The organism is Roseovarius sp. E0-M6 (assembly GCF_037083845.1).
Taxonomy (GTDB): Bacteria; Pseudomonadota; Alphaproteobacteria; order Rhodobacterales; family Rhodobacteraceae; genus Roseovarius.
In genome coordinates this window covers 246,200-269,799 of the sequence record NZ_JBAPLA010000002.1, presented here as the reverse complement: position 1 = coordinate 269,799, position 23,600 = coordinate 246,200, and the positions used below count along the sequence as shown (strand labels likewise).

Below are 23,600 nucleotides of genomic sequence, written 5' to 3'. Positions count from 1 at the left end.
TATAAACAAACGCTTTTGATAGGTTCATGTCAGGCGGCTTCATCGATGGAATATCTAAAGCCCCTGCCCCCATTTTCAGTCAACGGCCTTTTAGTCGTCTATCGCGAGCAGCCAAAAGCTTTAGCCTAAGAGCATTCAGCTGGATAAAGCCAGCAGCGTCTTTCTGGTCATAGGCCCCCGCGTCTTCCTCAAAGGTGACATGTGCCTCGGAGTATAGAGAATGCTCCGACCAGCGGGCTACGCAAGTTACGGAACCCTTGTAAAGCTTCAGACGAACAGTGCCGGATACATGCTCCTGGCTTTTATCAATCGCTGCCTGCAGCATCTCGCGTTCGGGCGAGAACCAAAAACCGTTGTAGATCAACTCGGCATAGCGCGGCATAAGGCTATCTTTAAGATGCCCCGCACCACCGTCGAGAGTGATTTGCTCAATACCGCGATGAGCCTCAAGCAGGATCGTCCCTCCTGGTGTCTCATAGATACCGCGGGATTTCATTCCGACGAAGCGGTTCTCAACGAAATCGAGCCGGCCAATACCATGGGCCCCTCCAAGCTCGTTGAGCTTTGTCAGTATCGTGGCAGGCGACATCGCTTCGTCATTGATGCTCACTGCATCGCCGCGTTCAAACCCTATTTCGATATACTCGGGCTTGTCGGGTGCTTGTTCCGGGTCGACTGTGCGTTGAAATACATAATCCGGAGCTTGGTCGCCGGGATTTTCCAAAACTTTGCCTTCTGACGACGTGTGAAGCAGGTTCGCATCCACAGAAAAAGGCGCCTCGCCTCGCTTGTCCTTGGCGATCGGGATCTGGTTTTGCTCAGCGAATTCAAGAAGTCGCGTGCGGGAGGTTAGATCCCACTCTCGCCAAGGCGCTATCACCTTGATCTCGGGATTGAGAGCATAAGCTGCAAGCTCGAAGCGGACCTGATCATTACCCTTGCCCGTGGCGCCGTGAGCGACCGCATCTGCACCCGTTTCCGCAGCAATCTCCACCAGTCTTTTGGAGATGAGCGGTCGTGCTATTGATGTGCCCAGAAGGTATTGACCTTCATAAAGTGCATTGGCGCGGAACATGGGAAACACAAAGTCGCGCACAAACTCCTCACGGATATCTTCGATGTAGATATTGGTGGGCTGAATCCCCAATAGCTCGGCTTTCTGACGCGCCGGCTCCAGCTCCTCACCTTGGCCCAGATCGGCGGTGAACGTCACAACCTCACAGCCATACTCTGTTTGAAGCCACTTGAGGATGATCGAGGTGTCGAGGCCGCCGGAATAGGCAAGGACAACTTTTTTCGGCGCGGACATGGATGGGTTCCTCCTGATCTCGTATGGCGGGCGGATAGCCGTTTTTGAGAAGGTGAGCAAGGTGTGGCCCTTGCCACGCAGACTTGAATGCGCCAGTGAAACCAAATGAATGAATTTGTCGACAAAGCCCGCGCAGCCGAGCGCGCGATGAGAGCGGTTTTTCCCGAGACACCGCTGTTGCGCAACGAACACCTTTCGGAACGCTATGGTGCAAACATACTGTTGAAGAGGGAAGATCTTACTCCAGTGAGGTCTTACAAGCTGCGCGGTGCGTTTAATGCGATGCGAAAGGTTCTGGCGGGTGGCGACGCACCCGAGTTCGTATGTGCGAGTGCTGGAAATCACGCCCAAGGCGTTGCTTTCATGTGTCAGCATTTCGGGGTGCGGGGCGTCATATTCATGCCAGTGACGACGCCACAGCAGAAGATAGGAAAAACGTCCAAGTTTGGAGGGGATAGTGTCGAGATACGGCTTATTGGCGATTATTTCGACGACACCTTAACGGCCGCACAGGCGCACTGCCGGGACATCGGCGCGCACTTTCTACCGCCTTTCGATGATGAAGATGTCATAGAGGGTCAAGCATCGGTTGCTGCGGAGATTGAGGCGCAGTTGGGTGGAATGCCTGATCACATTATCATGCCAGTTGGAGGTGGCGGCCTTTCGGCGGGCGTACGCAGCTTTGTCGGCGACAGCACAATTTTGACACTTGTTGAACCGGACGGCGGCGCGTGTCTCAATGCGGCATTGGCGGCGGGAAAGCCAGTTCGACTGTGTCATGTGAACAACTTTGCCGATGGTGCGGCCGTCGCTCAAATCGGGATCCGCACTTTCGCAAGACTCAGTGATCTTGACCCTGCCCGGTCTCGCACGATCAGTGAGGATCGTCTTTGCACTACGATGATAGAAATGCTGAATATCGAAGGCATTGTTCTTGAACCTGCAGGGGCTCTTTCCATCGATGCGCTAAAAGATATGGGCGATGAAATCGTTGGAAAGACGGTCATCTGTGTGACCTCTGGGGGAAATTTCGATTTTGAGCGGCTGCCTGAGGTCAAGGAGAGGGCACAGAGGTATTTAGGCGTGAAGAAATATTTTATTCTTCGAATGCCACAACGGCCAGGTGCGCTGAAAGATTTTTTGGCAATTTTGGGACCCGAAGACGATATCGCCCGATTTGAATATCTTAAGAAATCTGCACGAAACTTTGGTTCGGTCTTGATCGGAATCGAGACGAATGCCGCTGTAAATTTTGAACGCATCGAAGCTGCGCTTGAGGCCAAGGGCTTCACGTACCAAGATATCACAAATGATGAGGTTCTGGCCGAGTTTCTGATTTAGATTGGTCGGGCCGTGTCCTTTAGGCCAGCCAGAAATTCCATCTTTGAGCGGTCATAGGCATCAAGGGTTGCAGACAGGTTGATGTTTTCGAAATCACCACGTGCAGCTGCTGTTTCGCCGTCTTGGCAGAGCAACGAAAACTCGTGGAACCCAAGATTGAGCGCACTTCCCTTGAGAAAATGAAGTTTGTTTTCGAGGTCAGCATCCGGGACGATGCCGCGAAGAGCCCCAAGCTCTATCTCCACTTCCTCAAGAAATATGTCCACAATGTCCGCGAAATCCTCGGCACCAATTTCATTCTTTAGTTCCGAGACGCGCGCCCAATCAATCATTTTTCTACCAGCCAAAGTTTTGCTGAGCTTATCTCGAGTATGATTAACGCTCTTACCTCGTCCGATAGAAATGTATTTAAAAGTCTCTCATTCAGGGCCTGTTAATCCGACATATGCGATGCGGATAGGGAAATTGATTGAGTTGCCCTTTGAAAACCTTAGCCCAGCCCCAGAATGAATTGGCGCTTCAAGCGCCTGCTGTCCACGATGTGCTCGTCGTTGATGACAGCCGATTACAGCGACGCATACTCGTAAGCTTGCTGACTAAGTGGGGATTCTCAGTGCGTGAAGCGGAGTTGGCTGAGCAGGCTCTCGATCTTTGCGCCGAAAAGGCACCCGACCTTGTTCTAAGCGACTGGATGATGCCAGGGATGTCCGGGCTCGAATTCTGTCGTGCATTTCGTGAAACGGCTCGTGACCGCTATGGCTACTTCATTCTGCTGACATCCAAGAGCGAAAAAAATGACATTACTGCCGGGCTTGACGCCGGAGCCGATGATTTTTTGACAAAGCCCGTAAACGCAGGCGAACTTCGTGCGCGGATCGAAGCGGGCGAACGCATCGTGCGAATGGAGAGGGAGCTTGTTGAGAAGAACAGACTCGTCAGATCGACACTGGAAGAACTTCAAAATCTCTACGACGGGTTGGACAAGGATCTTCTTGAGGCGCGAAAGCTTCAGCAATCGCTGGTTCGAGAGAGATTCCGCGAATTTGGCGTAGCTGATGTTTCTCTTTTGCTCCGCTCCAGCGGACATGTGGGCGGTGACCTTGTTGGTGTATTCGACGTCAGCGAAGAGCAAATCGGATTATTCAGTATTGATGTATCTGGGCATGGGATAAGTTCGGCACTGATGACTGCGCGGCTTGCCGGATACCTATCTTCCTCGTCCCCGGACCAGAATGTCGCACTATTTCGTGACGATGATGGTGGGTTCCGCATGCGGTCGCCAGCCCAAGCTATAGAAACACTTAACGCCCTCTTTCTCGATGAGCTTGAGACTGAGCATTACTTTACCATCCTGCTGGCCGAGGCAAACCTTACCACAGGATGTGTGAGAATGGCTCAGGCCGGACATCCCAACCCCATCGTTCAAAGGGGTGACGGGGAAACCGAGAACATTGGCACGGGCGGCCTTCCGGTGGGCTTAATCGAAGGCGCCACCTACAAAGATTTCGAGGTGATGCTAGAGCCCGGAGATCGTTTGATGATCCATTCAGACGGCATTGTTGAATGTGCGGACGAGCAAGGGCGGCTTCTCGGTGACGAAGGTATGAGAGATTTTCTGGAACAGTTGAAGCAAACGCACGGTATGGCTTGCTTGGAATCGATCATCTGGAAGCTCTCGGAGTTTGCAGGTCATGATCACTTTGATGACGATGTATCAGCGGTTCTGCTTGAATTTAATGGTAGATTGCCGGTGGGATAGAGGCTTTCAGGAGATAACTGATCACAACCCGCGGCTTCTAACTTTATCTTATTTGCGGAAATTCTTGATGAACATTCTGTCACCGGTGCTGGCCACCCGGGTCGCGGCAGTTTCCCAATCAGTAAATACCGCACTATGGCCGTCTTCGCCCGGTTCTGAAATTCGGCGTACTGGATGAGCCACGAAAATTGTACAGATCTTCTCGGCCCATAACTCGTACTCAGGCATGAAAACAAACCGCCTGTAGAAACCCAAGCGTCTGGGAGAAGCGATCCGCCAGCCTGTTTCCTCGAACACTTCCCGATGCAACGCCTGAAGCGGTGATTCGCCGGGATCAATCCCGCCACCGGGAAGTTGAAGCTCAGGCTCTGGCCTTTCCTGATGAGTTAAGAGAATACCCGCATCTAACGGCAGCAGGGCGTAAACGCCCGGTCGGCTTCGATAATTAATGTCAGATCTGACCGCTTCACCCACGCGCCGCATGATTTGCTCAACCCCTCTTGGAGCGCTCCTTGCTCCACCCTATTTAGACGCGATATGCCAAGTTCAGGCCCCTAAGGAAACCCCATGACACTTGCACAAAAAATCGCTTGGGACGACACTGTCCTACCCTTTCAGCTTGATGTAAGCGACGTTCGCGGACGGGTGGCGCGGCTGGACGGTGTGCTGGATGAAGTGCTGAAACAGCATAATTATCCAGCCGAAGTCGAAGCGCTCATTGCGGAGATGGCGCTTCTGACCGCGATAATAGGCCAAACGATAAAATTGCGATGGAAGCTGAGCCTTCAGGTTCAAACCAAGGGCGCCGTACGGATGATCGCAACGGATTACTTTGCGCCATCCGAGGAAGGAGAGCCGGCGCATATTCGAGCATATGCAAGCTTTGATGCAGACAGGATAACCGATGCGCCGCCATTTTCTCAGCTGGGCGAAGGCTACTTCGCGGTTCTGATTGATCAAGGCGAAGGCACAACACCGTATAAAGGTATCACACCTATTTCGGGTGGAAGCCTAGCCGCTTGTGCAGAGGCATATTTCGCGCAATCCGAGCAGCTGCCGACAAGGTTCAAGCTGAGCTTTGGTCGATCAACCGAGACCGGTGGAGATGAGCATTGGCGAGCAGGCGGCATGATGCTTCAGCATATGCCGAAAGTCTCACCTTCGGCGTCAGAAGGAGGCAGTGGCGAAGGCGGTCTATTGCAGGCCGCCGATATCATGGAAGGGGAAGACGGCGAGAATTGGAACCGGGCCAACCTGCTTCTGGATACCGCAGAAGAGTTTGAGCTGATTGGGCCGTCAGTTGCGCCAACGGACCTGCTTTATAAACTCTTTCATGAAGAGACACCTCGTGTCTTTGACATGCAGGCCGTTCGTTTCGGATGCACCTGTTCTGAGGATAGGGTTCGTCAGAGCCTGTCGATTTACTCTGCGAATGACATCAAAAAGATGACGACAGATGAGGGTAGAGTGACGGCCGACTGTCAATTTTGCGGTGCGCATTACGATCTTGATCCGGCCACGCTGGGATTTGACGCGGGCAAAAATGTCTGACGATCTGAATAGCGTCCTTCGGGCGCTGAATCGACCGATGCGCGCATCATCGGATTTTGACCTGAACCGTCTGGAGGGTTTGCCCGAAGGGCGCAAACTTCGCCCTGCTGGCGTTTTAATAGCCATACATCAGAAATCGGAAGGCGCCTCGGTCATTCTTACGAAAAGATCGTCGTTGCTCAAGCATCACCCGGGCCAAATCGCCTTTCCGGGCGGCAAGCTGGATGCAGCCGATCAAAGTGTGGTATGTGCCGCCTTGCGCGAGGCACGAGAAGAAATCGGACTTGTTCATACAAATATCGATATTTTGGGAACGTTGCCGGACCATGAGACGGTAACCGGCTTTCGCGTGACACCGGTGGTGGCACGCGTAAAGTCAGTGTTCGAGCCCGTGCCAGAGGCAGGAGAGGTGGATGAGATTTTCGAGGTGCCGCTTTCACACGTATTGCAATGTGACCGATATCGTATCGAGGGGCGGTATTGGCGTGGAACGATCCGCCGCTACTATGTAGCGCCTTTCGGTCCCTACTATATCTGGGGTGCTACGGCGCGTATGCTACGACAATTGGCCGAGGCGGTGCGCGATGAGGCTTGAGGCAGATTGGCTCAAAGCGCCTCAGTTGCGCGCGATATTCGACATGCTCGAAGGGGCTGGCCATCGGGTATATGTCGTGGGCGGTGCTGTGCGCAATAGTGTCATGGGATATACTGTTGGTGACATGGACATTGCCACCGACGCGCGACCCGAGCGTGTTATAGACCTTGCCGAAAATCGAAACTTGAACGCGATTCCAACCGGGATGGATCACGGCACCGTCACGGTGATAAGTGGCGACGTGGCATTTGAGATCACCACCTTTCGGCGTGATGAAGAGACTTATGGACGTAAGGCGCTGGTGTCTTACACCGACGATATTCACGAAGATGCGCGCCGGCGTGATTTCACGATGAACGCACTCTATGTTGGATTGGACGGCGAAATTCTGGATCCTGTGGATGGGCTTGAAGACGCGATTGCTGGTCGGGTTCGGTTCATCGAAGATGCAGTCACTCGGATCAAGGAAGATTATCTGCGGATTTTGCGGTTTTTTCGGTTCACCGCAGTCTATGGGTCTAGCGCGATAGATGCCGAGGCGCTGGCGGCGATTGCGCAGTGCCTTGATGGTTTGGACGGTCTCGCGCGAGAGCGGATCGGAACCGAGATGCGCAAATTGTTGGCTGCGGATGATCCTTCGGTAGCACTGGCCTCGATGTCAGCGGTGGGCGTTCTGGGTCAAATACTCCCCGGAGCAGAAGCCAGCGCCGTGCCGACCTTAGTACATCAGGAAAAGCTGATGGGCCTTTTACCCGATGCGATGCGCAGACTGGCTGCTCTCGGTGGCGAAGATGCCGAGAGCGCGCTTCGGCTGAGCCGGAGTGAAGCCAAACGTTTGACACGGTATTGCGACGGTATCGTCTCGGCGCAGCCGCCAGATGAGCTTGGTTATCGCCTTGGTGTCCATGAGGCACTCGGTGTTCTAGCCTTGCGCGCGGCGATGGGGTTTCCGCTGCCGCTTGGTTGGTGCTCGAATGTGACAAAAGGGGCAAAAGCGGTGTTCCCGATATCCGCAAATGACCTGATGCCTATGTATGAGGGCCCTGCACTGGGAAGACGTTTGCGTCAGATCGAGGACGAGTGGATAGCCTCTGGGTTTTCAAAATCCAGAGAGGCGTTGTTGTGAGTCAGAAGCATTGGGTTATCGAGCGGCTTGGGCATCACGGCGACGGGGTCGCCGAAGGGCCGGTGTTCGCGCCAATAACGCTTCCCGGAGAGGAAGTAACAGGGCGACTTGAGAGTCAGCAGCTTGAGGATGTCCGCATTATCAAGCCAAGCGACGCAAGAGTAACGCCGCCGTGCCGCCATTTTCGATCATGCGGCGGTTGTTCTGTACAGCATGCATCAGATGAATTCGTAAGTAACTGGAAGCAAGACATTGTCAGGGTGGCCTTGTCCAATCAAGGCATTGATGCCGAGTTTCTTGCGCCGCATGTATCGCCGCCAATGACGCGGCGGCGGGCATCTTTTTCTGCGCGAAGAACCAAGAAATCTGCGATGGCAGGATTCCATGCACGGGCATCGAATGCGATCGTGGAAATTCCTGACTGCAAGATTCTGCATCCCGACCTGTTGGCAGGAACGAATATTGCCTGCGAACTGGCTCAAAACGGAGGCAGCCGGAAAGCCGAGCTTTCAGTCTCTATTACCGTGACTGAGAATGGGCTGGATGTAGAGGCCCGTGGTGGCAAACCGCTGGATGGTCCATTGCGAGCGGCGCTTGGGGATATTGGGCGACGGAACCGTGTTGCACGGCTGTCTTGGGAGAAAGAGGTGGTGTTTCAAGACAGACCACCCGAGCAGAGGTTTGGTCAGGCGCGAGTCGTTCCTCCACCGGGCGCCTTTCTGCAGGCCACTCGGGAGGGCGAGCTCACATTGATCGAAGAGGTGCGCGCGCATTTGGTCGGTGCCAAGCGTGTGGTCGATTTGTTTGCTGGATGCGGGACATTCACCTTTCCGCTCGCCGAGAATGCACAGGTCCACGCGGTTGAAGGTGATGCTGAGATGGTAGAGGCTTTGAAAACCGCTTGGCGCAATGTCCAAGGTCTCAAAACGATCACAGCGGATTCGCGTGACCTATTCAGGGACCCTTTGGAAGCCGCAGAGCTGACGGATTTTGATGCTGTCTGTCTTGATCCGCCTCGGGCAGGCGCCGAGGCGCAGGTCTGCGCTCTGGCAAATAGTGATGTTCATAGAATTGTTTACGTATCATGCAGCCCTACCAGTTTTGCCCGGGATTCGCGTATGCTGATCGACGCAGGGTTTGAAATGTCTCGGGTGAAGGTGGTGGATCAATTCCGGTGGTCGCCGCACGTAGAGCTTGTCGCCGGGTTCACACGAAACGCCTAATCCCTCTATCCGGATCGGTTGCTCTGATGTATTAAAGGCAAAAAAGAGCAGGAGGCATGGGGCAAATGCGTTTAATCAACATTCTTGCGGTCATGCTGACCGTTCTGTCTTTGTCGGCCTGTGGGTCTAAATTCAAGACCTATAATGGCCCTGAAGTGACCCATGTTGTTATCAACAAGGGCGACCGGAGAATGTTTTTACTGCACCATGAAGACGTCTTGAAGCAATATCGGGTTGATCTCGGGTTTGCACCTGCTGGTCACAAGCGCATCAAGGGCGACGGTCGGACACCCGAGGGTCTATACCGCGTTGATCGAAGAAACCCCAATAGCGACTTCCATCTTTCGATCGGGATTGATTACCCAAACGCCAAAGACCGCGCCTATGCTCGCTCTGTGGGGAAAAGTCCCGGTGGGGACATTTTTATTCACGGCCGCCCCAATGGAAAGAAACGTGGGCTGGGCCCGGATTGGACTGCCGGATGTATCTCGGTAAAAGACCGCCACATTGAAGATATCTATGCAATGGTCCGAAATGGAACGCCGGTCACGATCAATCCCTGACCGAGCCATATGTTGGTTACCTTGGTGGGCGTCACTCGCCCATCACAAGCGTCCACCAAATTTTGCCATTGTCTTCCTGAAGCCAAGCGAAACCCATATTCCGCGCGTCAGGAGAGAGGATAACGCGGCGCGACCCTTCGTCTTTCATCCATGCTGCCAGAGTTTCCGTCTCAGTTTCATAGGTTTCGGAAATAGCTTCTCCGACGAGTTTTCCTTCGTATCCGATCCGGCGCACTCGGTCGATGGGTGAAGACCCGTCCGAGCCAAAGTGCCACGGTCGGTTCTGAACCGACATGTCACGGGCATGTGTCGCGGCTGCCGCCGTCAGCTTGGGATCCAGCGATACGATTGGTTGGCCAGCTGCTTGACGCAGTGCATTTACTGAGTCGAGCATGCTATACTGAATACGAGAAGTCGCACCCGAACGGATGCGATACACTTTCGGCAGCGGTTTGCCATCGGCACCCATTTGCGGAATGGGCGCTGGTGCGGCACAGGCACCAAGCGTGAGCACACCTGAAAGAAGAACCACCAAAAGACGTTTCATGCGATCGCTACCCGACTCAATTTCGTATCGAGGCTGTCTAGCCCGACTGTCGTTGCTTATCAAACCCACATCCGCGGTTCTTCGCTTTCTGACAATTCTTTGAATTGCGACTGAGGCATTCGGGCAATATATCAATGAGACCGTAACCCACGTTACGATTTCTAAACCTTGAGAAACTGGAGGGATGCCGTGTCGCGGTTTTTCGAAAATTCTTTGAGCAGGCGCCGCTTTCTTGCAAGTTCGGCAGCGCTGATCGGCTTCCCGGCAGTCGCGCAGGATACGTCTGACTCCAGCACAATCGAGATGGAGCCGGCCATCACTCAGAAAGTGCGCCGCAATACTTCTGCGTTCCGCACACTTGACTGGCAGCCCTACTTTTCGAATTTGAACAGGGGTGCGATCCTTGTGGATATAGACAGTCGTGCTTTGCACTTCTGGGACGAAAGCGGGCAATACTTCCTCTACCCATCAAGCGTGCCTATGTCCGAAGAGTTGACGAGGCGCGGGCGCACCAAGGTTGTTCGCAAGGTAGTTGGCCCGGATTGGCGTCCTACGCCGTCGATGCTTGAACGAAATCCTGATTGGCCCGCATACGTAGGGCCGGGCCCGGACAATCCTTTGGGCACACACGCCCTATACCTGAGCTGGACGTATTATCGCATTCACGGAACTCATGACACGCGCAAGATCGGGCGCCGTTCATCCAACGGATGCATCGGTCTCTATAATGAGCATATTTCTCAGCTATTCGAAATGACTGAAGTTGGCACGCAGGTGTTGCTAATTTGACAAATTGCCCGTGATTCGTGCGGGCCCGCCTCCGAGATACGTTTGCTTCGTAGATGATTGGCTGCATAGGAAGCCTCACGAGGTAATTCTTTGCTTGGCGTGCTTGTTTTGCACGAAGGGCCAAAATCGGAGGAAATAATGAAAAAACTCGCACTCGCCACCGCGCTTGTCGCAGCTGCTACAACCGCATCGGCCGGAAACCTGTCCGAGCCCGTTATGGAAGCTCCGGTCATCGTTGAAGAAACGGCCGCAAGCTCTTCAGCTGCAGGTGTTTGGATTCCGCTGCTGCTTCTGGCCGTCGTGGCCGCAGTTGTCGCAGCTGACTGAACGCATTCTTGTTCAAAAAAGGCGGTGATATTTCACCGCCTTTTTTTCTGCTTATTTTATCAATTCAGGACACCCACCCCCCGAGGTTGTCACGGATGATCGATGTAAGAGCCCAGATGTGATCCTCTGATGCATTGAGACAGGGAATGTAGGTAAAATTCTCGCCGCCCGCATGTTCGAAACTTTCGCGAATTTCTTCATTTATCTCTTCCAAAGTTTCGATGCAGTCTGCCGAAAAAGCAGGTGCGATTACGGCGATCTTTTTCTTGCCGTCTTCCCGTGCAAGGCGGGCAACCTCATCAACGGTGTAAGGCTTGAGCCATTCTTCTGGTCCAAAAACCGACTGAAAAGTTGTGGTAATATCCGCATCAGTCCAGCCTAGCCGCTCCTTGAGCAGGCGAGTCGTTTTCTGACACTGACAATGATATGGATCGCCTTGCATCAGGTATCGCTTGGGCATTCCATGATAGGACACAACGAGGATTTCTGGCCGCTCAGAGGTGTTCTGATAGGCCGTCTCGACAGATTTCGCGAGAGCATCGATATATGCGGGATTTTCGAAATAAGGTTCAACAACTCTCGCTGTTGGCTGCCATGTTTCCCGCATCAGAGCGCGAAAAAACTGATCGTTAGCGGTGGCGGAGGTTGCGCCAGCATAATGAGGATAGAGCGGGAAAAAGAGAATGCGGGTGCAGCCGGCCTCAACCATTTTCCGCACCTTGGAGCGGGTTGAGGGATTGCCATAGCGCATGCAAAAATCGACCATAACCTGTTCGCCATAATCTTCGGTCAGGGCATCCGAGATTGCATCCGTCTGTTCGCGCGTGATGGTCATGAGCGGACTTTCGTTCCGCTCTTCATTCCAGATCGATTTGTAAGCCGCACCGCTTGAGAAGGGCCGCTTGGTCAAAATGATAGCCTGCAAAAGTGGCTGCCATTTCCAGGCCGGATAGTCGATAACCCTCTTGTCCGAGAGGAATTCGTTCAAGTAACGGCGCATGGACCAGTAATCGGTCGCATCCGGTGTTCCTAGGTTGGCCAAAAGGATACCGGTGCGACCGTGTCGCACTGGCGGATGATCCGGGCCTGCGTGGGCGGGTCGTGTTGCATTTTTCATGAAGACGTTCCGATAAGGTGCGTTGAAGGGCGAAATAAGCTACTAAGCGCATGCGTTAATCTTTGAGCGGCGTTTCCTTGGTGCTTAGCGCATCGGCGAGTCGGGTGCTTGCGGACCCCGGTCTAAGAGGCTGGGGCTGTGAAGCATCAGGCGCCCAACCGGTAAGCATAATGAGATCAAAACTGGCGTTGACGCGATGATGATCCGTGGAGAAATGCATCTGATAGATGTCTGACGCCCGGTCAAAAAGGGCGCGCCCGGAGAAGTGACGTATTCGGGCAGCAAGTGCATTTGTCTCACCCATTCCACGCAGATCGTGACCAAGGTGCCAAAGATCACGGTAGGACGCGCGTATCGGAACGATATCCGCCACCGGAAGCGCAAAACCTGCGCGCTGCATCAAAGCGCCCAGATCACGTATTTCTGCCATCGGTGCGACACGCGGAGAAAGTCCGCCAGAAAGCTCAACCTCCGCTTGGGCGAGTGCGGTGCGAAGCTCGTGAAGCGTTTCACCGCCGAGAACCGCCACAAGCAGCAAGCCGTCGGGCTTGAGCGCTCGGCGGCATTGAATGAGTTGTCCCACAGGGTCTTTGGACCAATGAAGGCACATGGCATGCAGGATGAGATCGTGTGCTTCGGGATCAAGGCCAAGCGTTTCGGCATCCTCCACGACTGTCGCATTCGGGAAAGCGGGCGTCCATATCTCGGGATGACCAGTTATCAAAGCGACAGAGGTAAACGACTTGTTAACCATCGAAAGGCGATCATGCATTTCGTCGATGGCCGCCTCATGCAGGAAACGGACGGGCTTCCGAGAGGCGCGCGCTCGATGACTTTTCAGTGCGGAACGATCTGTCAGGTCAGGAGGCGATGTCATGCGTTGCAGATATACGTGAAGGCGACCGGTGTGCAATCCGTACTGCGCTTGATTTATCCGCCACGCTGTCTTGCCTGTGGAGAGATCGTAGAGACGGATTTTGGTTTATGCGGCCCCTGCTGGAGAGATACGCCATTCGTGACAGGCATATGCTGCGAAATGTGTGGCACCCCGCTTCCCGCAGGGCCGGATGCGCCGGGCGCCGTGTGCTGTGACGATTGCCTCACGCATGTGCGGCCTTGGTCATCGGGTCGAGCGGTCATGACATATGGTGCGAATGGAAGAAAAATCGTGCTCGCGCTCAAACATGGGGATCGCCATGACATTGCGAAACCTGCCGGTCGTTGGCTCGCGCGTGCTGCCACGCCAATAATCGACTCCGAAATGATTGTGGCTCCGATCCCGTTACATTGGATGCGGATGTTGAAAAGGCGCTTCAATCAGTCAGCACTTCTTGCGCGCGAATTGGCGGCGGAAGCCGGCCTTGCCTATTGTCCAGATCTACTAACTCGAACACGATCGACGCAAAGCTTGGGGGGCTTGGGATTCGAGATGCGACACAAAACGATGCAAAATGCCATCAATACCCACCCGCGCTGGCGAGACAGGATTGTTGGTCGCTCCGTGCTTCTGGTCGATGATGTCATGACATCAGGCGCGACCCTTTCGGCGGCGACACAGGCCTGTCTGGCCAATGGAGCAGCAAGTATCAGTATTGTTGTACTGGCGAGGGCGGGAAAGGATGCCTAGATTGCAACCAACCACAAAGGATGCATGCATGAAACAAGTTGAAATCTACACCTCCCCGCTTTGCGGCTTTTGTCACGCGGCAAAACGTCTTCTGAAGCAAAAAGACGTTAATTTTCAAGAGATCGACGTTTTTGCCGACCCATCGCGCAAGCCTGAAATGATCCAACGCGCCAATGGCGGCAGAACCGTTCCGCAGATTTTCGTTGGCGATGTTCATGTGGGCGGCTGCGATGAGCTTCACGCGCTTGAGCGCGCGGGCAAATTGGATGCCATGCTGGCGGCCTGATCATGATACGGGCAGGCCTTCTTCAACTCAATTCAAGTGATGATCCAGAGGCGAACCTTCCCCGGACGCGTGCGCTCTTACGCGAAGCCGTCGAACGTGGCGCGGAGGTCGTGCTAACCCCAGAGGTAACGAATTGTGTTTCGGCCAGTCGGGCGCGGCAAGAATTGGTTCTCAGGCACGAAAGTGAGGACCCAACGCTTGCGGCGTTGATCGGAGATGCGCAGGCTTATGATATTTGGCTGTTGATCGGGTCGTTGGCCGTCAAGACGGATGATGTGAATGGTCGGTTTGCCAATCGATCTTATCTCATCTCGCCTGACGGAAAGATCGTGGCGCGATATGATAAGATTCATATGTTCGACGTCGAAATTTCGGAAGATGAAAGTTATCGGGAATCAGCAGGTTATCGGCCGGGCGAGCGTGCGATATGCGCAGAGTCAGCGCTGGGGCGGTTTGGGCTGACGATTTGCTACGATCTGCGTTTCCCTACTCTTTATCGCCATCTGGCTCAGGCCGGTGCCGAAATGCTGACCGTACCATCCGCCTTTTCACCGGTTTCGGGTGCAGCGCACTGGGCAAGCCTTCTTCGCTCGCGGGCAATTGAGACCGGGTGTTTTGTTCTGGCGCCTGCGCAATGTGGAACCCACGAAGCAAAAGAAGGGAAGATGCGCAAGACTTGGGGGCATTCGCTGGCGGTAAACCCTTGGGGCGAGGTTCTGCTGGATGGTGGAACGGCGGCAGGCGTGTTAACCGTTGATATGGATATGGCCGAGGTGGCAGAAGCGCGACAGCGCATTCCGTCGCTTAGTCATGACAGATCGTTCAAGAGCCCCATTCGATATGACCGATTCCACGAGTAACTCGCTCGCAGTTGCATTGTTCGGAGAAATTCTGATCGCCGATCAGATGATCCGGAGCAGGCTCTCGCGTGTCCTCCCCAAGGGGATGGAAATTTCCCATTTTACATTGCTCAACCATTTGGCGCGCGCGGGCGGCGAACGCTCTCCCGCCCAGTTGGCGAAAAGCTTTCATGTGACGCGGGGGGCTATGACCAACACTCTGCACAAACTCGAATGGGCCGGCTATGTGCATATCCGACCGGATTGGGATGATGCGCGGCGCAAGATGGTGGCGATTTCACCGGCAGGGCGTAAGGCGCGTGATGTCGCAATGTCGGCAATCACCCCGATCATATCGGAAATGGTGGCCGAGTTGGGCGATGACCGAGTCCGTGGCGTTCTTCCGGTGCTTCGCGGGCTCCGGGACAAGCTCGAATCCGAGGCATAATGCTGGATTTTACGCTTTGATGCTGGTGGTGACATAGTTCACGCTCAGATCACGACTGGACAGAGACCAAGACCAACTGATCGGGTTGAAAATAAAGCCTTTTTTATCAACCGGTTTCAGGCCAGCTTGCGACAGAAAATCATAGAGTTCCTCGGGCGTGATGAACTTTGACCATTCATGGGTACCCTTAGGTAGCCACCTCATGACGTGTTCGGCTCCAACGATAGCCATGACATAGCTTTTTGCGTTTCGGTTCAACGTCGAACATATGTGAAGCCCTCCGGGCTTTAGAAGTTGCTGACATGCCATGAGATAGATCAGCGGGTCTGACACGTGCTCGACCACTTCCATATTCAGGACCACGTCGAACTGTTCGCCTGCTGCCGCCAAGTTCTCGGCGGTTGTATGACGATAATCGATTTCGAGACCGGAACGTTCGGCATGGATTTGCGCTACTGGAATATTGCGTTCGGCGGCGTCGGCCCCAACGACGTCTGCCCCGAGCCTCGCCATCGGCTCGGACAGAAGGCCACCACCGCATCCGATATCGATGATGCGCAGCCCAGCGAACGGCTTGTCGTCAGAAAGGGAACGATCAAACTCAGACGCAATCTGCGCAGTGATATAGTCGAGACGACAGGGATTGAGCATGTGCAGTGGCTTGAACTTTCCCTGTGGGTCCCACCACTCTGTTGCCATCGCTTCGAACTTGGCAACTTCGGAAGGATCAATGGTGGTCTGGGTGGCTTGCATTCTGATCTCCATGTGATCATTTGTGTTTGTCTTGCTATATAGGTCTTTGATGGACAAGTTCCCGGAGCAAAAAAGCGCAGTACAGTATCTTTACGCGCCGGTTGACCCGTTCGACCGCCGGATGCTGGATGTTGGCGATGGACATCAGATCTATGTGGAGCAGTCTGGTAACCCTAACGGCATGCCAGTCGTTGTGCTTCACGGCGGTCCGGGCGGTGGATGCAGCCCTGCAATGCGCCGATACTTCGATCCTGCGATATATCGAATTGTCTTATTTGATCAGCGCGGGTGCGGTCGGTCACGCCCTCATGCGGAAGTCAACAATAACACCACCTGGCATCTTGTTCGTGACATCGAATTAATTCGCGAAACACTGGGCATTCATCGGTGGATTGTCTTCGGAGGGAGCTGGGGGGCGACCTTGTCGCTTATTTATGGAATCAAACACCCTGACAGAATCAGACATCTCGTGCTGCGTGGCGTCTTTCTGATGACACGGCCTGAACTTGATTGGTTCTATGGGGGCGGTGCCGGTCATTTCTGGCCTGAAACATGGAACAGATTTCAGAAGCTTGTGCCGGAAAACGAGCGTGGGGACATGATCGGTGCCTATCACAAGCGCCTCTTTTCAGGAGATCGCGCCACTGAGATCACCTATGCGAAGGCTTGGTCCGCATGGGAAAATGCGCTGGCCTCAGTGCGGTCAACAGGTGCTCTGGGCGATGCACCGCCAGAGTATGCCCGGGCCTTTGCAAGGCTCGAGAATCATTATTTCACCCATATGGGATTCCTTGATGAGGACGGTTGGATTCTCAAAAATGCGTCAAAGCTTCGGGATGTGCCGGGCGTAATCGTGCAAGGGCGCTACGACATGATTTGCCCGCCTGTTTCGGCTTGGCGGCTGGCTCAGGTATGGGACCGCGCAGAGTTGCAAATGGTTCAAATGGCCGGCCACGCGCTGAGTGAGCCGGGGATAAGCGCAGCCTTGGTCAAGGTAATGGATGCGTTAGGCGCCAGAAAATGATCGCAGGCCAGAGTATGGCGCCGCTGACAGCGATTTATTAGAGCTGATTTTCCAGAAGGTTGGTATGAATTGGATTTGCGAATGCCCAATGGACTTGCAGACTCAACCAACTCGGCGTATATGCCCCCTAACAGCGGCGCGTGCGGGTCCTGACCCAGCGTTCCACCGGGAAAGATCGACGGGCCGCGGGCCCGTTTTTTTGTGCTTGGACGACGAATGACCAACGACCTGATTGCAAAGGCAGCGATAGATCGGCGACTCGCCGAAATCGTCACCCCAGTTATCGAAGACATGGGGTTCGAACTTGTGCGCATCCGGCTAATGGGCGGTAAAACTTCGACGCTTCAGATTATGGCCGAGCGCCCAGAGGGGGGTATCGAAGTTGACGAATGCGCCCGTATCAGCACCGAGGTGAGCGCGGTGCTCGATGTCGAGGATCCGATTATCGATACCTATACACTAGAGGTGTCCAGTCCTGGCATTGACCGACCTCTGACCCGGATCAAGGATTTTGAGACGTTCGAAGGTTATGAAGCAAAGCTTGAAACCAGCGAGCTGATCGAGGGCCGCAAACGGTTCAAAGGTATTCTGGCGGGTGTCGAGGGTGAGGAAGTCCTTGTCAATGTCGAGGAAGGCACCATCGGGCTTCAGTTCGACTGGCTGTCAGATGCCAAGCTTGTCCTGACAGACGAGCTGATCAAAGAAATGCTGCGCCAACGCAAAGAAGCCGGCGTATTGGATGAAGACCAGTTCGACGCGATCGAAGATGACGCGTCGCGGGAGGAGTGAAAATGGCAATTACCTCTGCAAACCAGTTGGAACTCTTGCAGACCGCGGAAGCGGTGGCACGCGAGAAAATGATCGATCCCGGCCTCGTGGTCGAGGCGATGGAAGAAAGCCTCGCGCGCGCTGCCAAGAGCCGGTACGGCGCCGAGATGGACATCAGGGTCAGCATCGATCGCAAGACGGGTCGCGCCACCTTCACCCGTGTGCGCACGGTGGTCGAAGACGAAGAGCTTGAAAACTATCAGGCCGAAATGACCGTCGAACAGGCGAAACAGTATCTGGAAGATCCAAAGGTCGGTGATCAATTTACTGAAGAAGTCCCGCCTGTCGAAATGGGCCGAATTGCTGCGCAAAGCGCCAAACAGGTGATCCTTCAGAAGGTACGCGAAGCCGAGCGTGACCGTCAGTACGAAGAATTCAAGGACCGCGCAGGCACGATCATCAACGGCATGGTCAAACGCGAGGAATACGGCAATGTCATCGTTGATGTTGGCCGTGGCGAAGCGATCCTGCGCCGCAACGAGAAAATCGGTCGCGAAAGCTATCGTCCGAACGAACGTATCCGCTGCTACATCAAAGATGTGCGCCGCGAGGCACGTGGCCCGCAGATTTTCCTGAGCCGAACCGCGCCGGAATTTATGGAAGAGCTTTTCAAGATGGAAGTGCCCGAGATCTATGATGGTATCATCGAGATCAAGGCTTGTGCCCGTGATCCGGGAAGCCGGGCCAAGATTGCCGTGATCTCCTATGATGGGTCCATTGATCCGGTTGGTGCCTGTGTGGGTATGCGCGGCAGCCGCGTGCAGGCCGTGGTCAACGAACTTCAGGGCGAAAAAATCGACATCATCCCTTGGAACGAAGATCAGCCGACCTTCCTTGTGAACGCGCTTCAGCCGGCTGAGGTGAGCAAGGTCGTCTTTGATGAGGAGGCCGAGCGCATCGAAGTGGTCGTTCCCGAAGACCAGCTCTCACTCGCTATTGGTCGTCGTGGTCAAAACGTTCGCCTTGCCAGCCAGCTCACAGGGCTGGACATCGACATCATGACCGAAGCCGAAGATAGTGAGCGTCGCCAGAAGGAATTCGAGTTGCGCACGCAACTTTTCATGGACACGCTGGATCTGGACGAATTCTTCGCTCAGCTTCTGGTGTCCGAAGGCTTTACCACCCTTGAAGAGGTGGCATACGTCGAACTGGACGAGCTTCTGGTGATTGATGGCGTTGACGAAGACACTGCGCAGGAATTGCAGGCGCGCGCACGCGATGTCCTCGAGGCACGCGCCAAAGAGGCCCTCGAAAAGGCGCGTGAGCTTGGCGTCGAAGACAGTTTGATCCAGTTCGAAGGGCTTACGCCTCAAATGGTTCAGGCGCTTGCGGGGGATGGCGTCAAGACGCTGGAAGACTTCGCAACCTGCGCTGACTGGGAGCTTGCTGGCGGCTGGACGATTGTCGATGGTGAAAGACAAAAGGATGACGGTATACTCGAGCCCTTCGATCTGAGCCTCGAGGAAGCTCAGGCTATGGTGATGACGGCCCGTGTGATGCTTGGATGGGTGGACCCTGCCGATCTCGAAACCGATGAGCCCGATGAAGAAGAGGGTGACACAACAGAGGAGGTCGGGGCCTGATTCTTTCAGGCCTCGGTGTCTATCATGGGTAGCGCGGTGCAGCCCAACGACCGAAGTGAAGGTCCCGAACGCAAATGTATTGCAACCGGTGAAGTACGACCTAAATCTGAACTGATCCGGTTTGTGGTCGGACCCGAGGCTCAAATTGTGGCGGACGTTGCCGCAAAGTTGCCGGGACGCGGCATATGGGTCACGGCGTCGCGTGACGCCTTGGAAAAGGCCGTTGCAAAAGGTCTGTTCAAGCGCGCTGCAAAACAGCATGTGAACGTACCGGAAGATTTGGTGGCCCAAGTCGAATCGATGCTGGCGCGGCGTGTCATAGATTTGATCAGCCTGAGCCGGAAAGGTGGTGGTGCCGTCTCGGGCTATGAAAAGGTCAAGGATTGGCTTTCAAAGGAAGAGGCGGTCGCGCTCATTCAGGCCCGCGATGGCTCAGAGCGCGGAAAATCGAAGCTAAGCACGCCCCATCGGGGCAAATTCATTGGATGGCTGACCGCGAATGAGTTGGGTCAGGCGTTCGGGCGCCAAACGACGATCCATGCGGCATTGCGCGCTGGAGGTTTGGCGCAACGTGTTGTAGAGGAGGCGCAAAGGTTGAAGGGCCTGCGTGCCCCGGACGGCGGCAGCAGTCGCCGGAAAGGAAAGTAGAACCAGATGAGCGACAACGACGGAAAGAAAACATTGGGTGTGCGCGGCGGTCCCCGCTCGGGGAATGTGAAGCAGAGCTTCAGCCACGGACGCACCAAGAACGTCGTGGTGGAAACCAAGCGCAAGCGCGTGGTCATGCCCAAGCAAGGCGGAGCCGCGTCGGGTGGAGCCGCGTCGAAAGGTGTGACCGGCGGTGATCCTAGCAAGCGTCCCGCAGGTATTTCTGATGCTGAGATGGAGCGTCGCCTAAAGGCACTGCAAGCCGCGAAGGCGCGCGAGACCCAAGAGGCCGAAAAGCGCGAAGCCGACGAGAAGGCCCGAGAAGATGAGCGTCAGCGTCGACGCGAGGAAGCTGAAGCCAAGGAACGCGAAGAACAGGAGCGCGCTGAACGCGCTCGCGTCAAGGCCGAAGAGGACGAGCGCAAGCGGCGCGAAAGCGAAGAAGCCGCCAAGGCAGCTGCCGCAGCTGCCGCAGCTCCGCAAGAAGCCCCTTCAGCAGGACGCGCCACACCGGCAAAGCAGCCGCAACCGGCGCGAAAGCAGGACAAGGATCGCCCCGAGCGTCAAGGGCGCGGGAAGGGTCGCGACGATGGCCGCCGCTCTGGCAAGCTTACATTGAATCAAGCCCTTTCGGGAGAAGGCGGGCGTCAGAAATCGCTTGCCGCAATGAAGCGAAAGCAAGAGCGCGCTCGGCAAAAAGCCCTCGGAGGGGGCGAGTCGCGTGAAAAGGTTGTGCGTGGCGTTCAGCTTCCCGAAGCGATTGTCGTCAGCGAATTGGCCAACCGTATGGCCGAGCGTGTCGGTGATGTCGTGAAGGCGCTGATGCAGAACGGCATGATGGTGACACAGAATGAAACCATTGACGCCGACACCGCCGAGCTGATCATCGAAGAGTTTGGACACAAGGTTGTGCGTGTTTCTGATGCCGACGTTGAGGATGTCATCGACACGGTGGATGACAAGCCGGAAGACCTCAAGTCGCGCCCACCGGTGATCACAATCATGGGCCACGTTGACCATGGTAAGACGTCGCTTCTTGATGCGATTCGCGATGCGAAGGTCGTGTCGGGCGAAGCGGGCGGCATTACACAGCACATCGGTGCCTATCAGGTCACCACGGATAGCGGATCGGTTCTTTCATTCTTGGATACTCCGGGGCACGCGGCGTTCACTTCAATGCGCTCGCGTGGCGCGCAAGTGACGGATATCGTTGTGCTTGTCGTGGCGGCCGATGATGCGGTGATGCCGCAGACCGTCGAGGCCATCAATCACGCCAAGGCGGCCAAGGTGCCGATGATCGTGGCGATCAACAAGATTGATCTGCCCGCTGCCGACCCCGATAAAGTGCGTGCAGACCTGCTGCGCCACGAGGTGGTCGTCGAAGCTATGTCAGGTGATGTGCAGGACGTCGAAGTCTCGGCGGTGAGTGGTCAGGGCCTTGAAGAACTGCTCGAAGCCATTGCACTTCAGGCAGAGATTCTCGAACTCAAGGCCAATCCGAATCGCGCCGCCGAAGGGGCGGTGATCGAAGCACAGCTTGATGTCGGGCGTGGCCCCGTGGCCACCGTGCTGGTTCAGAAAGGTACTCTCAAGCAAGGCGATATCTTTGTCGTCGGTGAGCAGTACGGCAAGGTTCGCGCGCTTATCAGCGATACTGGTGAGCGGGTCAAAGAAGCGGGCCCATCTGTCCCTGTAGAGGTTCTTGGCTTGAATGGTACACCAGAAGCCGGTGACGTCTTGAACGTGGTCGAAACCGAGGCCCAAGCTCGTGAGATCGCTGAGTATCGTGAGAAGGCTGCCAAGGATAAGCGTGCCGCAGCCGGTGCCGCCACAACTCTGGACCAACTTCTTGCCAAAGCCAAAGAAGATCAGAATGTCGCTGAGCTACCTATTCTTGTGAAGGCCGACGTTCAGGGCTCTGCTGAGGCCATCGTTCAGGCAATGGAGAAGATCGGGAACGATGAGGTACGCGTTCGCGTGCTGCATTCGGGTGTGGGGGCCATAACCGAGAGTGATATCGGATTGGCCGAGGCCTCAGGTTCACCGGTGCTTGGCTTTAACGTTCGGGCAAATGCGCCCGCGCGCAACAGCGCCAATCAGAAAGGCGTAGAAATACGCTACTACTCCGTGATCTATGATTTGGTCGATGATGTTAAAGCTGCGGCCAGTGGTCTCCTTGGTGCCGAGATTCGAGAGAAGTTTATCGGTTATGCGCAGATCAAAGAGGTCTTCAAGGTAACCGGAGTGGGTAAAGTTGCGGGCTGTCTCGTGACCGAAGGTATCGCGCGGCGCTCGGCTGGTGTTCGCCTCCTGCGCGACGATGTGGTTATCCACGAAGGCACGCTGAAAACTCTCAAACGCTTCAAAGATGAAGTTTCCGAAGTTCAGTCCGGACAAGAATGCGGGATGGCATTTGAGAATTACGAAGATGTGCGCGAAGGCGATGTCATCGAAATTTTCGAGCGTGAAGAGATAGAGCGCAAGCTGGACTGACACGCTACGAGATATTCTGAAATAAAAAGGGCGGCCTTTAATGGCCGCCCTTTTGGCATTGAATCATTCCAATTTTAGGCAGCACGTGCCGTAACTGGAGTTCCAGCGAAGAGCTTGTCGCCTACTCGCACCTGCATACGCCCGTCGGGCAGCAGACGAACAAATATTCCCTGCACCGAGACGCAACTTCCAAGTTGAATTGTACGTAACATGCCATATCCCCCCAGATGTGACGCATTTTCGATCGTGATTTCAGGTCACTCAAAAATGGCACCATCAAACAAACCCCAATCAATATACTTCAAGTTGCGATCTGGGCCACTGGAAAGTCCTGAGTTAATTCAAGTTGTTACAAATACCTAAATTTTCAGTTAACCAATCCTGTTTTTTTACAGCCAATCTCGCAGAATCGGGATCAAGGGTAAGTCTGCCGGCGGCATGGGGTAAGCCTTCATTTCGGTAGGCCGTACCCACTTGAGATTTTGACCTTCTCGGGGGTACGGCACTCCTTCCCACTTACGGCAGGCAAACAACGGCATCAGCAAATGGAAATCTTCATAGCGGTGACTTGCGAAGGTGAGGGGCGCCAAGCAACTGGCCCAAGTGTTGATGCCAAGCTCCTCCTCCAGTTCACGTATCAGCGCCTGTTCAGGCGTTTCGCAAGGTTCCATCTTTCCACCGGGAAACTCCCACATTCCTGACATGGGTTTTCCCTCGGGGCGTTGACCCAAGAGTACGCGCCCATCAATATCGATCAGAGCAACAGCCGATACGAGAATTGTCTTCATCACATCTTCTTCGAAAAAATTGGAGCGAAGCCGAGC

Annotated in this window: 26 protein-coding genes; 18 read left to right on the top strand and 8 right to left on the bottom strand. The window is 54.8% G+C overall.

Annotation, left to right across the window (positions count from 1 at the left end; genetic code table 11):
* Positions 1-79: 79 nt before the first annotated feature.
* Complete coding sequence (locus tag V8359_RS07720) at positions 80-1,309, bottom strand: argininosuccinate synthase (protein WP_336428187.1); 1,230 nt, start codon at positions 1,307-1,309, stop codon at positions 80-82.
* Between the two features lie 105 nt (positions 1,310-1,414).
* Between V8359_RS07720 and ilvA the strand changes: the two genes are divergently transcribed.
* Complete coding sequence (ilvA, locus tag V8359_RS07715) at positions 1,415-2,650, top strand: threonine ammonia-lyase IlvA (RefSeq protein ID WP_336428186.1); 1,236 nt, start codon at positions 1,415-1,417, stop codon at positions 2,648-2,650.
* On the opposite strand, the gene V8359_RS07710 is transcribed toward ilvA, so the two are convergent.
* Positions 2,647-2,982 carry an Hpt domain-containing protein gene (locus V8359_RS07710; protein ID WP_336428185.1) on the bottom strand — a complete coding sequence of 112 codons (336 nt, stop codon included), beginning with the start codon at positions 2,980-2,982 and terminating at the stop codon, positions 2,647-2,649. The two genes, ilvA and V8359_RS07710, sit on opposite strands and share 4 nt — an antisense overlap.
* Before the next feature lie 149 nt (positions 2,983-3,131).
* Here V8359_RS07710 and V8359_RS07705 point away from each other — a divergent pair, with 149 nt between their 5' ends.
* Positions 3,132-4,409 (top strand): PP2C family protein-serine/threonine phosphatase, encoded by a 1,278-nt coding sequence (locus tag V8359_RS07705; protein WP_336428184.1) that lies wholly within the window; start codon positions 3,132-3,134, stop codon positions 4,407-4,409.
* 48 nt (positions 4,410-4,457) lie between these two features.
* Here the strand turns inward: V8359_RS07705 and V8359_RS07700 are convergent, their stop codons facing one another.
* A complete protein-coding gene (locus V8359_RS07700) occupies positions 4,458-4,895 on the bottom strand; it encodes an NUDIX hydrolase (protein ID WP_336428608.1) in 438 nt (145 codons plus the stop codon).
* An 81-nt stretch (positions 4,896-4,976) separates the two neighbouring features.
* Between V8359_RS07700 and hslO the strand changes: the two genes are divergently transcribed.
* From hslO to V8359_RS07675, 5 genes are all read left to right on the top strand, one after another.
* Entirely contained in the window at positions 4,977-5,960 is a 984-nt protein-coding gene (gene hslO, locus V8359_RS07695; RefSeq protein WP_336428183.1) for an Hsp33 family molecular chaperone HslO, read from the top strand.
* Positions 5,953-6,555 carry a CoA pyrophosphatase gene (locus V8359_RS07690; protein ID WP_336428182.1) on the top strand — a complete coding sequence of 201 codons (603 nt, stop codon included), beginning with the start codon at positions 5,953-5,955 and terminating at the stop codon, positions 6,553-6,555. Before hslO ends, V8359_RS07690 begins: the two co-directional genes overlap by 8 nt.
* A complete protein-coding gene (locus V8359_RS07685; RefSeq protein WP_336428181.1) occupies positions 6,545-7,681 on the top strand; it encodes a CCA tRNA nucleotidyltransferase in 1,137 nt (378 codons plus the stop codon). The genes V8359_RS07690 and V8359_RS07685 overlap by 11 nt, the downstream gene beginning before the upstream one ends.
* The gene (locus V8359_RS07680) at positions 7,678-8,904 is read left to right on the top strand and encodes a class I SAM-dependent RNA methyltransferase (protein WP_336428180.1); all 1,227 of its coding nucleotides are present in this window, start codon (positions 7,678-7,680) and stop codon (positions 8,902-8,904) included. The genes V8359_RS07685 and V8359_RS07680 overlap by 4 nt, the downstream gene beginning before the upstream one ends.
* Before the next feature lie 65 nt (positions 8,905-8,969).
* A complete protein-coding gene (locus tag V8359_RS07675) occupies positions 8,970-9,467 on the top strand; it encodes a L,D-transpeptidase family protein (protein WP_336428179.1) in 498 nt (165 codons plus the stop codon).
* A gap of 31 nt (positions 9,468-9,498) precedes the next feature.
* Here V8359_RS07675 and V8359_RS07670 read toward each other — a convergent pair whose 3' ends face one another.
* Positions 9,499-10,014, bottom strand: a complete 516-nt coding sequence (locus V8359_RS07670; protein WP_336428178.1) for a CAP domain-containing protein — start codon at positions 10,012-10,014, stop codon at positions 9,499-9,501.
* Between the two features lie 189 nt (positions 10,015-10,203).
* On the opposite strand from V8359_RS07670, the gene V8359_RS07665 reads away from it, so the two are divergent.
* Together V8359_RS07665 and V8359_RS07660 are read left to right on the top strand one after the other, a co-directional pair.
* Positions 10,204-10,803: a L,D-transpeptidase gene (locus V8359_RS07665; RefSeq protein WP_336428177.1), complete on the top strand. Its 600-nt coding sequence runs from the start codon at positions 10,204-10,206 to the stop codon at positions 10,801-10,803.
* A gap of 138 nt (positions 10,804-10,941) precedes the next feature.
* Positions 10,942-11,130, top strand: a complete 189-nt coding sequence (locus V8359_RS07660; RefSeq protein WP_336428176.1) for a hypothetical protein — start codon at positions 10,942-10,944, stop codon at positions 11,128-11,130.
* 64 nt (positions 11,131-11,194) lie between these two features.
* Here V8359_RS07660 and hemH read toward each other — a convergent pair whose 3' ends face one another.
* Positions 11,195-12,247: a ferrochelatase gene (hemH, locus tag V8359_RS07655; RefSeq protein WP_336428175.1), complete on the bottom strand. Its 1,053-nt coding sequence runs from the start codon at positions 12,245-12,247 to the stop codon at positions 11,195-11,197.
* Between the two features lie 55 nt (positions 12,248-12,302).
* The gene (locus V8359_RS07650) at positions 12,303-13,124 is read right to left on the bottom strand and encodes a methyltransferase domain-containing protein (RefSeq protein WP_442970339.1); all 822 of its coding nucleotides are present in this window, start codon (positions 13,122-13,124) and stop codon (positions 12,303-12,305) included.
* A gap of 15 nt (positions 13,125-13,139) precedes the next feature.
* On the opposite strand from V8359_RS07650, the gene V8359_RS07645 reads away from it, so the two are divergent.
* The 4 genes from V8359_RS07645 to V8359_RS07630 are packed head-to-tail and all read left to right on the top strand — an operon-like array spanning position 13,140 to position 15,447.
* The gene (locus V8359_RS07645) at positions 13,140-13,874 is read left to right on the top strand and encodes a ComF family protein (RefSeq protein ID WP_336428607.1); all 735 of its coding nucleotides are present in this window, start codon (positions 13,140-13,142) and stop codon (positions 13,872-13,874) included.
* A gap of 28 nt (positions 13,875-13,902) precedes the next feature.
* Positions 13,903-14,160 (top strand): glutaredoxin 3, encoded by a 258-nt coding sequence (gene grxC / locus V8359_RS07640; protein ID WP_336428173.1) that lies wholly within the window; start codon positions 13,903-13,905, stop codon positions 14,158-14,160.
* A 5-nt stretch (positions 14,161-14,165) separates the two neighbouring features.
* Positions 14,166-15,020 carry a carbon-nitrogen hydrolase family protein gene (locus V8359_RS07635; protein ID WP_336428605.1) on the top strand — a complete coding sequence of 285 codons (855 nt, stop codon included), beginning with the start codon at positions 14,166-14,168 and terminating at the stop codon, positions 15,018-15,020.
* Positions 15,001-15,447: a MarR family winged helix-turn-helix transcriptional regulator gene (locus V8359_RS07630; protein WP_336428172.1), complete on the top strand. Its 447-nt coding sequence runs from the start codon at positions 15,001-15,003 to the stop codon at positions 15,445-15,447. The genes V8359_RS07635 and V8359_RS07630 overlap by 20 nt, the downstream gene beginning before the upstream one ends.
* A gap of 9 nt (positions 15,448-15,456) precedes the next feature.
* Here the strand turns inward: V8359_RS07630 and ubiG are convergent, their stop codons facing one another.
* Complete coding sequence (gene ubiG, locus V8359_RS07625) at positions 15,457-16,200, bottom strand: bifunctional 2-polyprenyl-6-hydroxyphenol methylase/3-demethylubiquinol 3-O-methyltransferase UbiG (RefSeq protein ID WP_336428171.1); 744 nt, start codon at positions 16,198-16,200, stop codon at positions 15,457-15,459.
* Positions 16,201-16,249: 49 nt separating this feature from the next.
* On the opposite strand from ubiG, the gene pip reads away from it, so the two are divergent.
* The 5 genes from pip to infB all read left to right on the top strand — a co-directional run bounded on the left by pip (position 16,250) and on the right by infB (position 22,776).
* On the top strand, positions 16,250-17,224 hold the full coding sequence (pip, locus tag V8359_RS07620) for a prolyl aminopeptidase (RefSeq protein ID WP_336428170.1): 975 nt from the start codon (positions 16,250-16,252) through the stop codon (positions 17,222-17,224).
* Between the two features lie 216 nt (positions 17,225-17,440).
* Positions 17,441-18,013 carry a ribosome maturation factor RimP gene (gene rimP, locus V8359_RS07615; RefSeq protein WP_336428169.1) on the top strand — a complete coding sequence of 191 codons (573 nt, stop codon included), beginning with the start codon at positions 17,441-17,443 and terminating at the stop codon, positions 18,011-18,013.
* A 2-nt stretch (positions 18,014-18,015) separates the two neighbouring features.
* Positions 18,016-19,635: a transcription termination factor NusA gene (nusA, locus tag V8359_RS07610; RefSeq protein WP_336428168.1), complete on the top strand. Its 1,620-nt coding sequence runs from the start codon at positions 18,016-18,018 to the stop codon at positions 19,633-19,635.
* Positions 19,636-19,659: 24 nt separating this feature from the next.
* Complete coding sequence (locus tag V8359_RS07605) at positions 19,660-20,283, top strand: RNA-binding protein (RefSeq protein ID WP_336428167.1); 624 nt, start codon at positions 19,660-19,662, stop codon at positions 20,281-20,283.
* A gap of 6 nt (positions 20,284-20,289) precedes the next feature.
* A complete protein-coding gene (gene infB, locus V8359_RS07600; protein ID WP_336428166.1) occupies positions 20,290-22,776 on the top strand; it encodes a translation initiation factor IF-2 in 2,487 nt (828 codons plus the stop codon).
* 389 nt (positions 22,777-23,165) lie between these two features.
* Here infB and V8359_RS07595 read toward each other — a convergent pair whose 3' ends face one another.
* The gene (locus tag V8359_RS07595) at positions 23,166-23,564 is read right to left on the bottom strand and encodes a (deoxy)nucleoside triphosphate pyrophosphohydrolase (RefSeq protein WP_336428165.1); all 399 of its coding nucleotides are present in this window, start codon (positions 23,562-23,564) and stop codon (positions 23,166-23,168) included.
* Positions 23,565-23,600: the final 36 nt, after the last annotated feature.

What these genes read in the sequence shown, in the direction of transcription:
- V8359_RS07720 (WP_336428187.1), bottom strand. Translation starts at nt 1,309, where the DNA reads ATGTCCGCGCCGAAAAAAGTTGTCCTTGCCTATTCCGGCGGCCTCGAC.
- ilvA (WP_336428186.1), top strand. Translation starts at nt 1,415, where the DNA reads ATGAATGAATTTGTCGACAAAGCCCGCGCAGCCGAGCGCGCGATGAGA.
- V8359_RS07710 (WP_336428185.1), bottom strand. Translation starts at nt 2,982, where the DNA reads ATGATTGATTGGGCGCGCGTCTCGGAACTAAAGAATGAAATTGGTGCC.
- hslO (WP_336428183.1), top strand. Translation starts at nt 4,977, where the DNA reads ATGACACTTGCACAAAAAATCGCTTGGGACGACACTGTCCTACCCTTT.
- V8359_RS07690 (WP_336428182.1), top strand. Translation starts at nt 5,953, where the DNA reads ATGTCTGACGATCTGAATAGCGTCCTTCGGGCGCTGAATCGACCGATG.
- V8359_RS07685 (WP_336428181.1), top strand. Translation starts at nt 6,545, where the DNA reads ATGAGGCTTGAGGCAGATTGGCTCAAAGCGCCTCAGTTGCGCGCGATA.
- V8359_RS07675 (WP_336428179.1), top strand. Translation starts at nt 8,970, where the DNA reads ATGCGTTTAATCAACATTCTTGCGGTCATGCTGACCGTTCTGTCTTTG.
- V8359_RS07670 (WP_336428178.1), bottom strand. Translation starts at nt 10,014, where the DNA reads ATGAAACGTCTTTTGGTGGTTCTTCTTTCAGGTGTGCTCACGCTTGGT.
- V8359_RS07660 (WP_336428176.1), top strand. Translation starts at nt 10,942, where the DNA reads ATGAAAAAACTCGCACTCGCCACCGCGCTTGTCGCAGCTGCTACAACC.
- hemH (WP_336428175.1), bottom strand. Translation starts at nt 12,247, where the DNA reads ATGAAAAATGCAACACGACCCGCCCACGCAGGCCCGGATCATCCGCCA.
- V8359_RS07650 (WP_442970339.1), bottom strand. Translation starts at nt 13,124, where the DNA reads ATGACATCGCCTCCTGACCTGACAGATCGTTCCGCACTGAAAAGTCAT.
- grxC (WP_336428173.1), top strand. Translation starts at nt 13,903, where the DNA reads ATGAAACAAGTTGAAATCTACACCTCCCCGCTTTGCGGCTTTTGTCAC.
- V8359_RS07630 (WP_336428172.1), top strand. Translation starts at nt 15,001, where the DNA reads ATGACCGATTCCACGAGTAACTCGCTCGCAGTTGCATTGTTCGGAGAA.
- ubiG (WP_336428171.1), bottom strand. Translation starts at nt 16,200, where the DNA reads ATGCAAGCCACCCAGACCACCATTGATCCTTCCGAAGTTGCCAAGTTC.
- pip (WP_336428170.1), top strand. Translation starts at nt 16,250, where the DNA reads ATGGACAAGTTCCCGGAGCAAAAAAGCGCAGTACAGTATCTTTACGCG.
- rimP (WP_336428169.1), top strand. Translation starts at nt 17,441, where the DNA reads ATGACCAACGACCTGATTGCAAAGGCAGCGATAGATCGGCGACTCGCC.
- nusA (WP_336428168.1), top strand. Translation starts at nt 18,016, where the DNA reads ATGGCAATTACCTCTGCAAACCAGTTGGAACTCTTGCAGACCGCGGAA.
- V8359_RS07605 (WP_336428167.1), top strand. Translation starts at nt 19,660, where the DNA reads ATGGGTAGCGCGGTGCAGCCCAACGACCGAAGTGAAGGTCCCGAACGC.
- infB (WP_336428166.1), top strand. Translation starts at nt 20,290, where the DNA reads ATGAGCGACAACGACGGAAAGAAAACATTGGGTGTGCGCGGCGGTCCC.
- V8359_RS07595 (WP_336428165.1), bottom strand. Translation starts at nt 23,564, where the DNA reads ATGAAGACAATTCTCGTATCGGCTGTTGCTCTGATCGATATTGATGGG.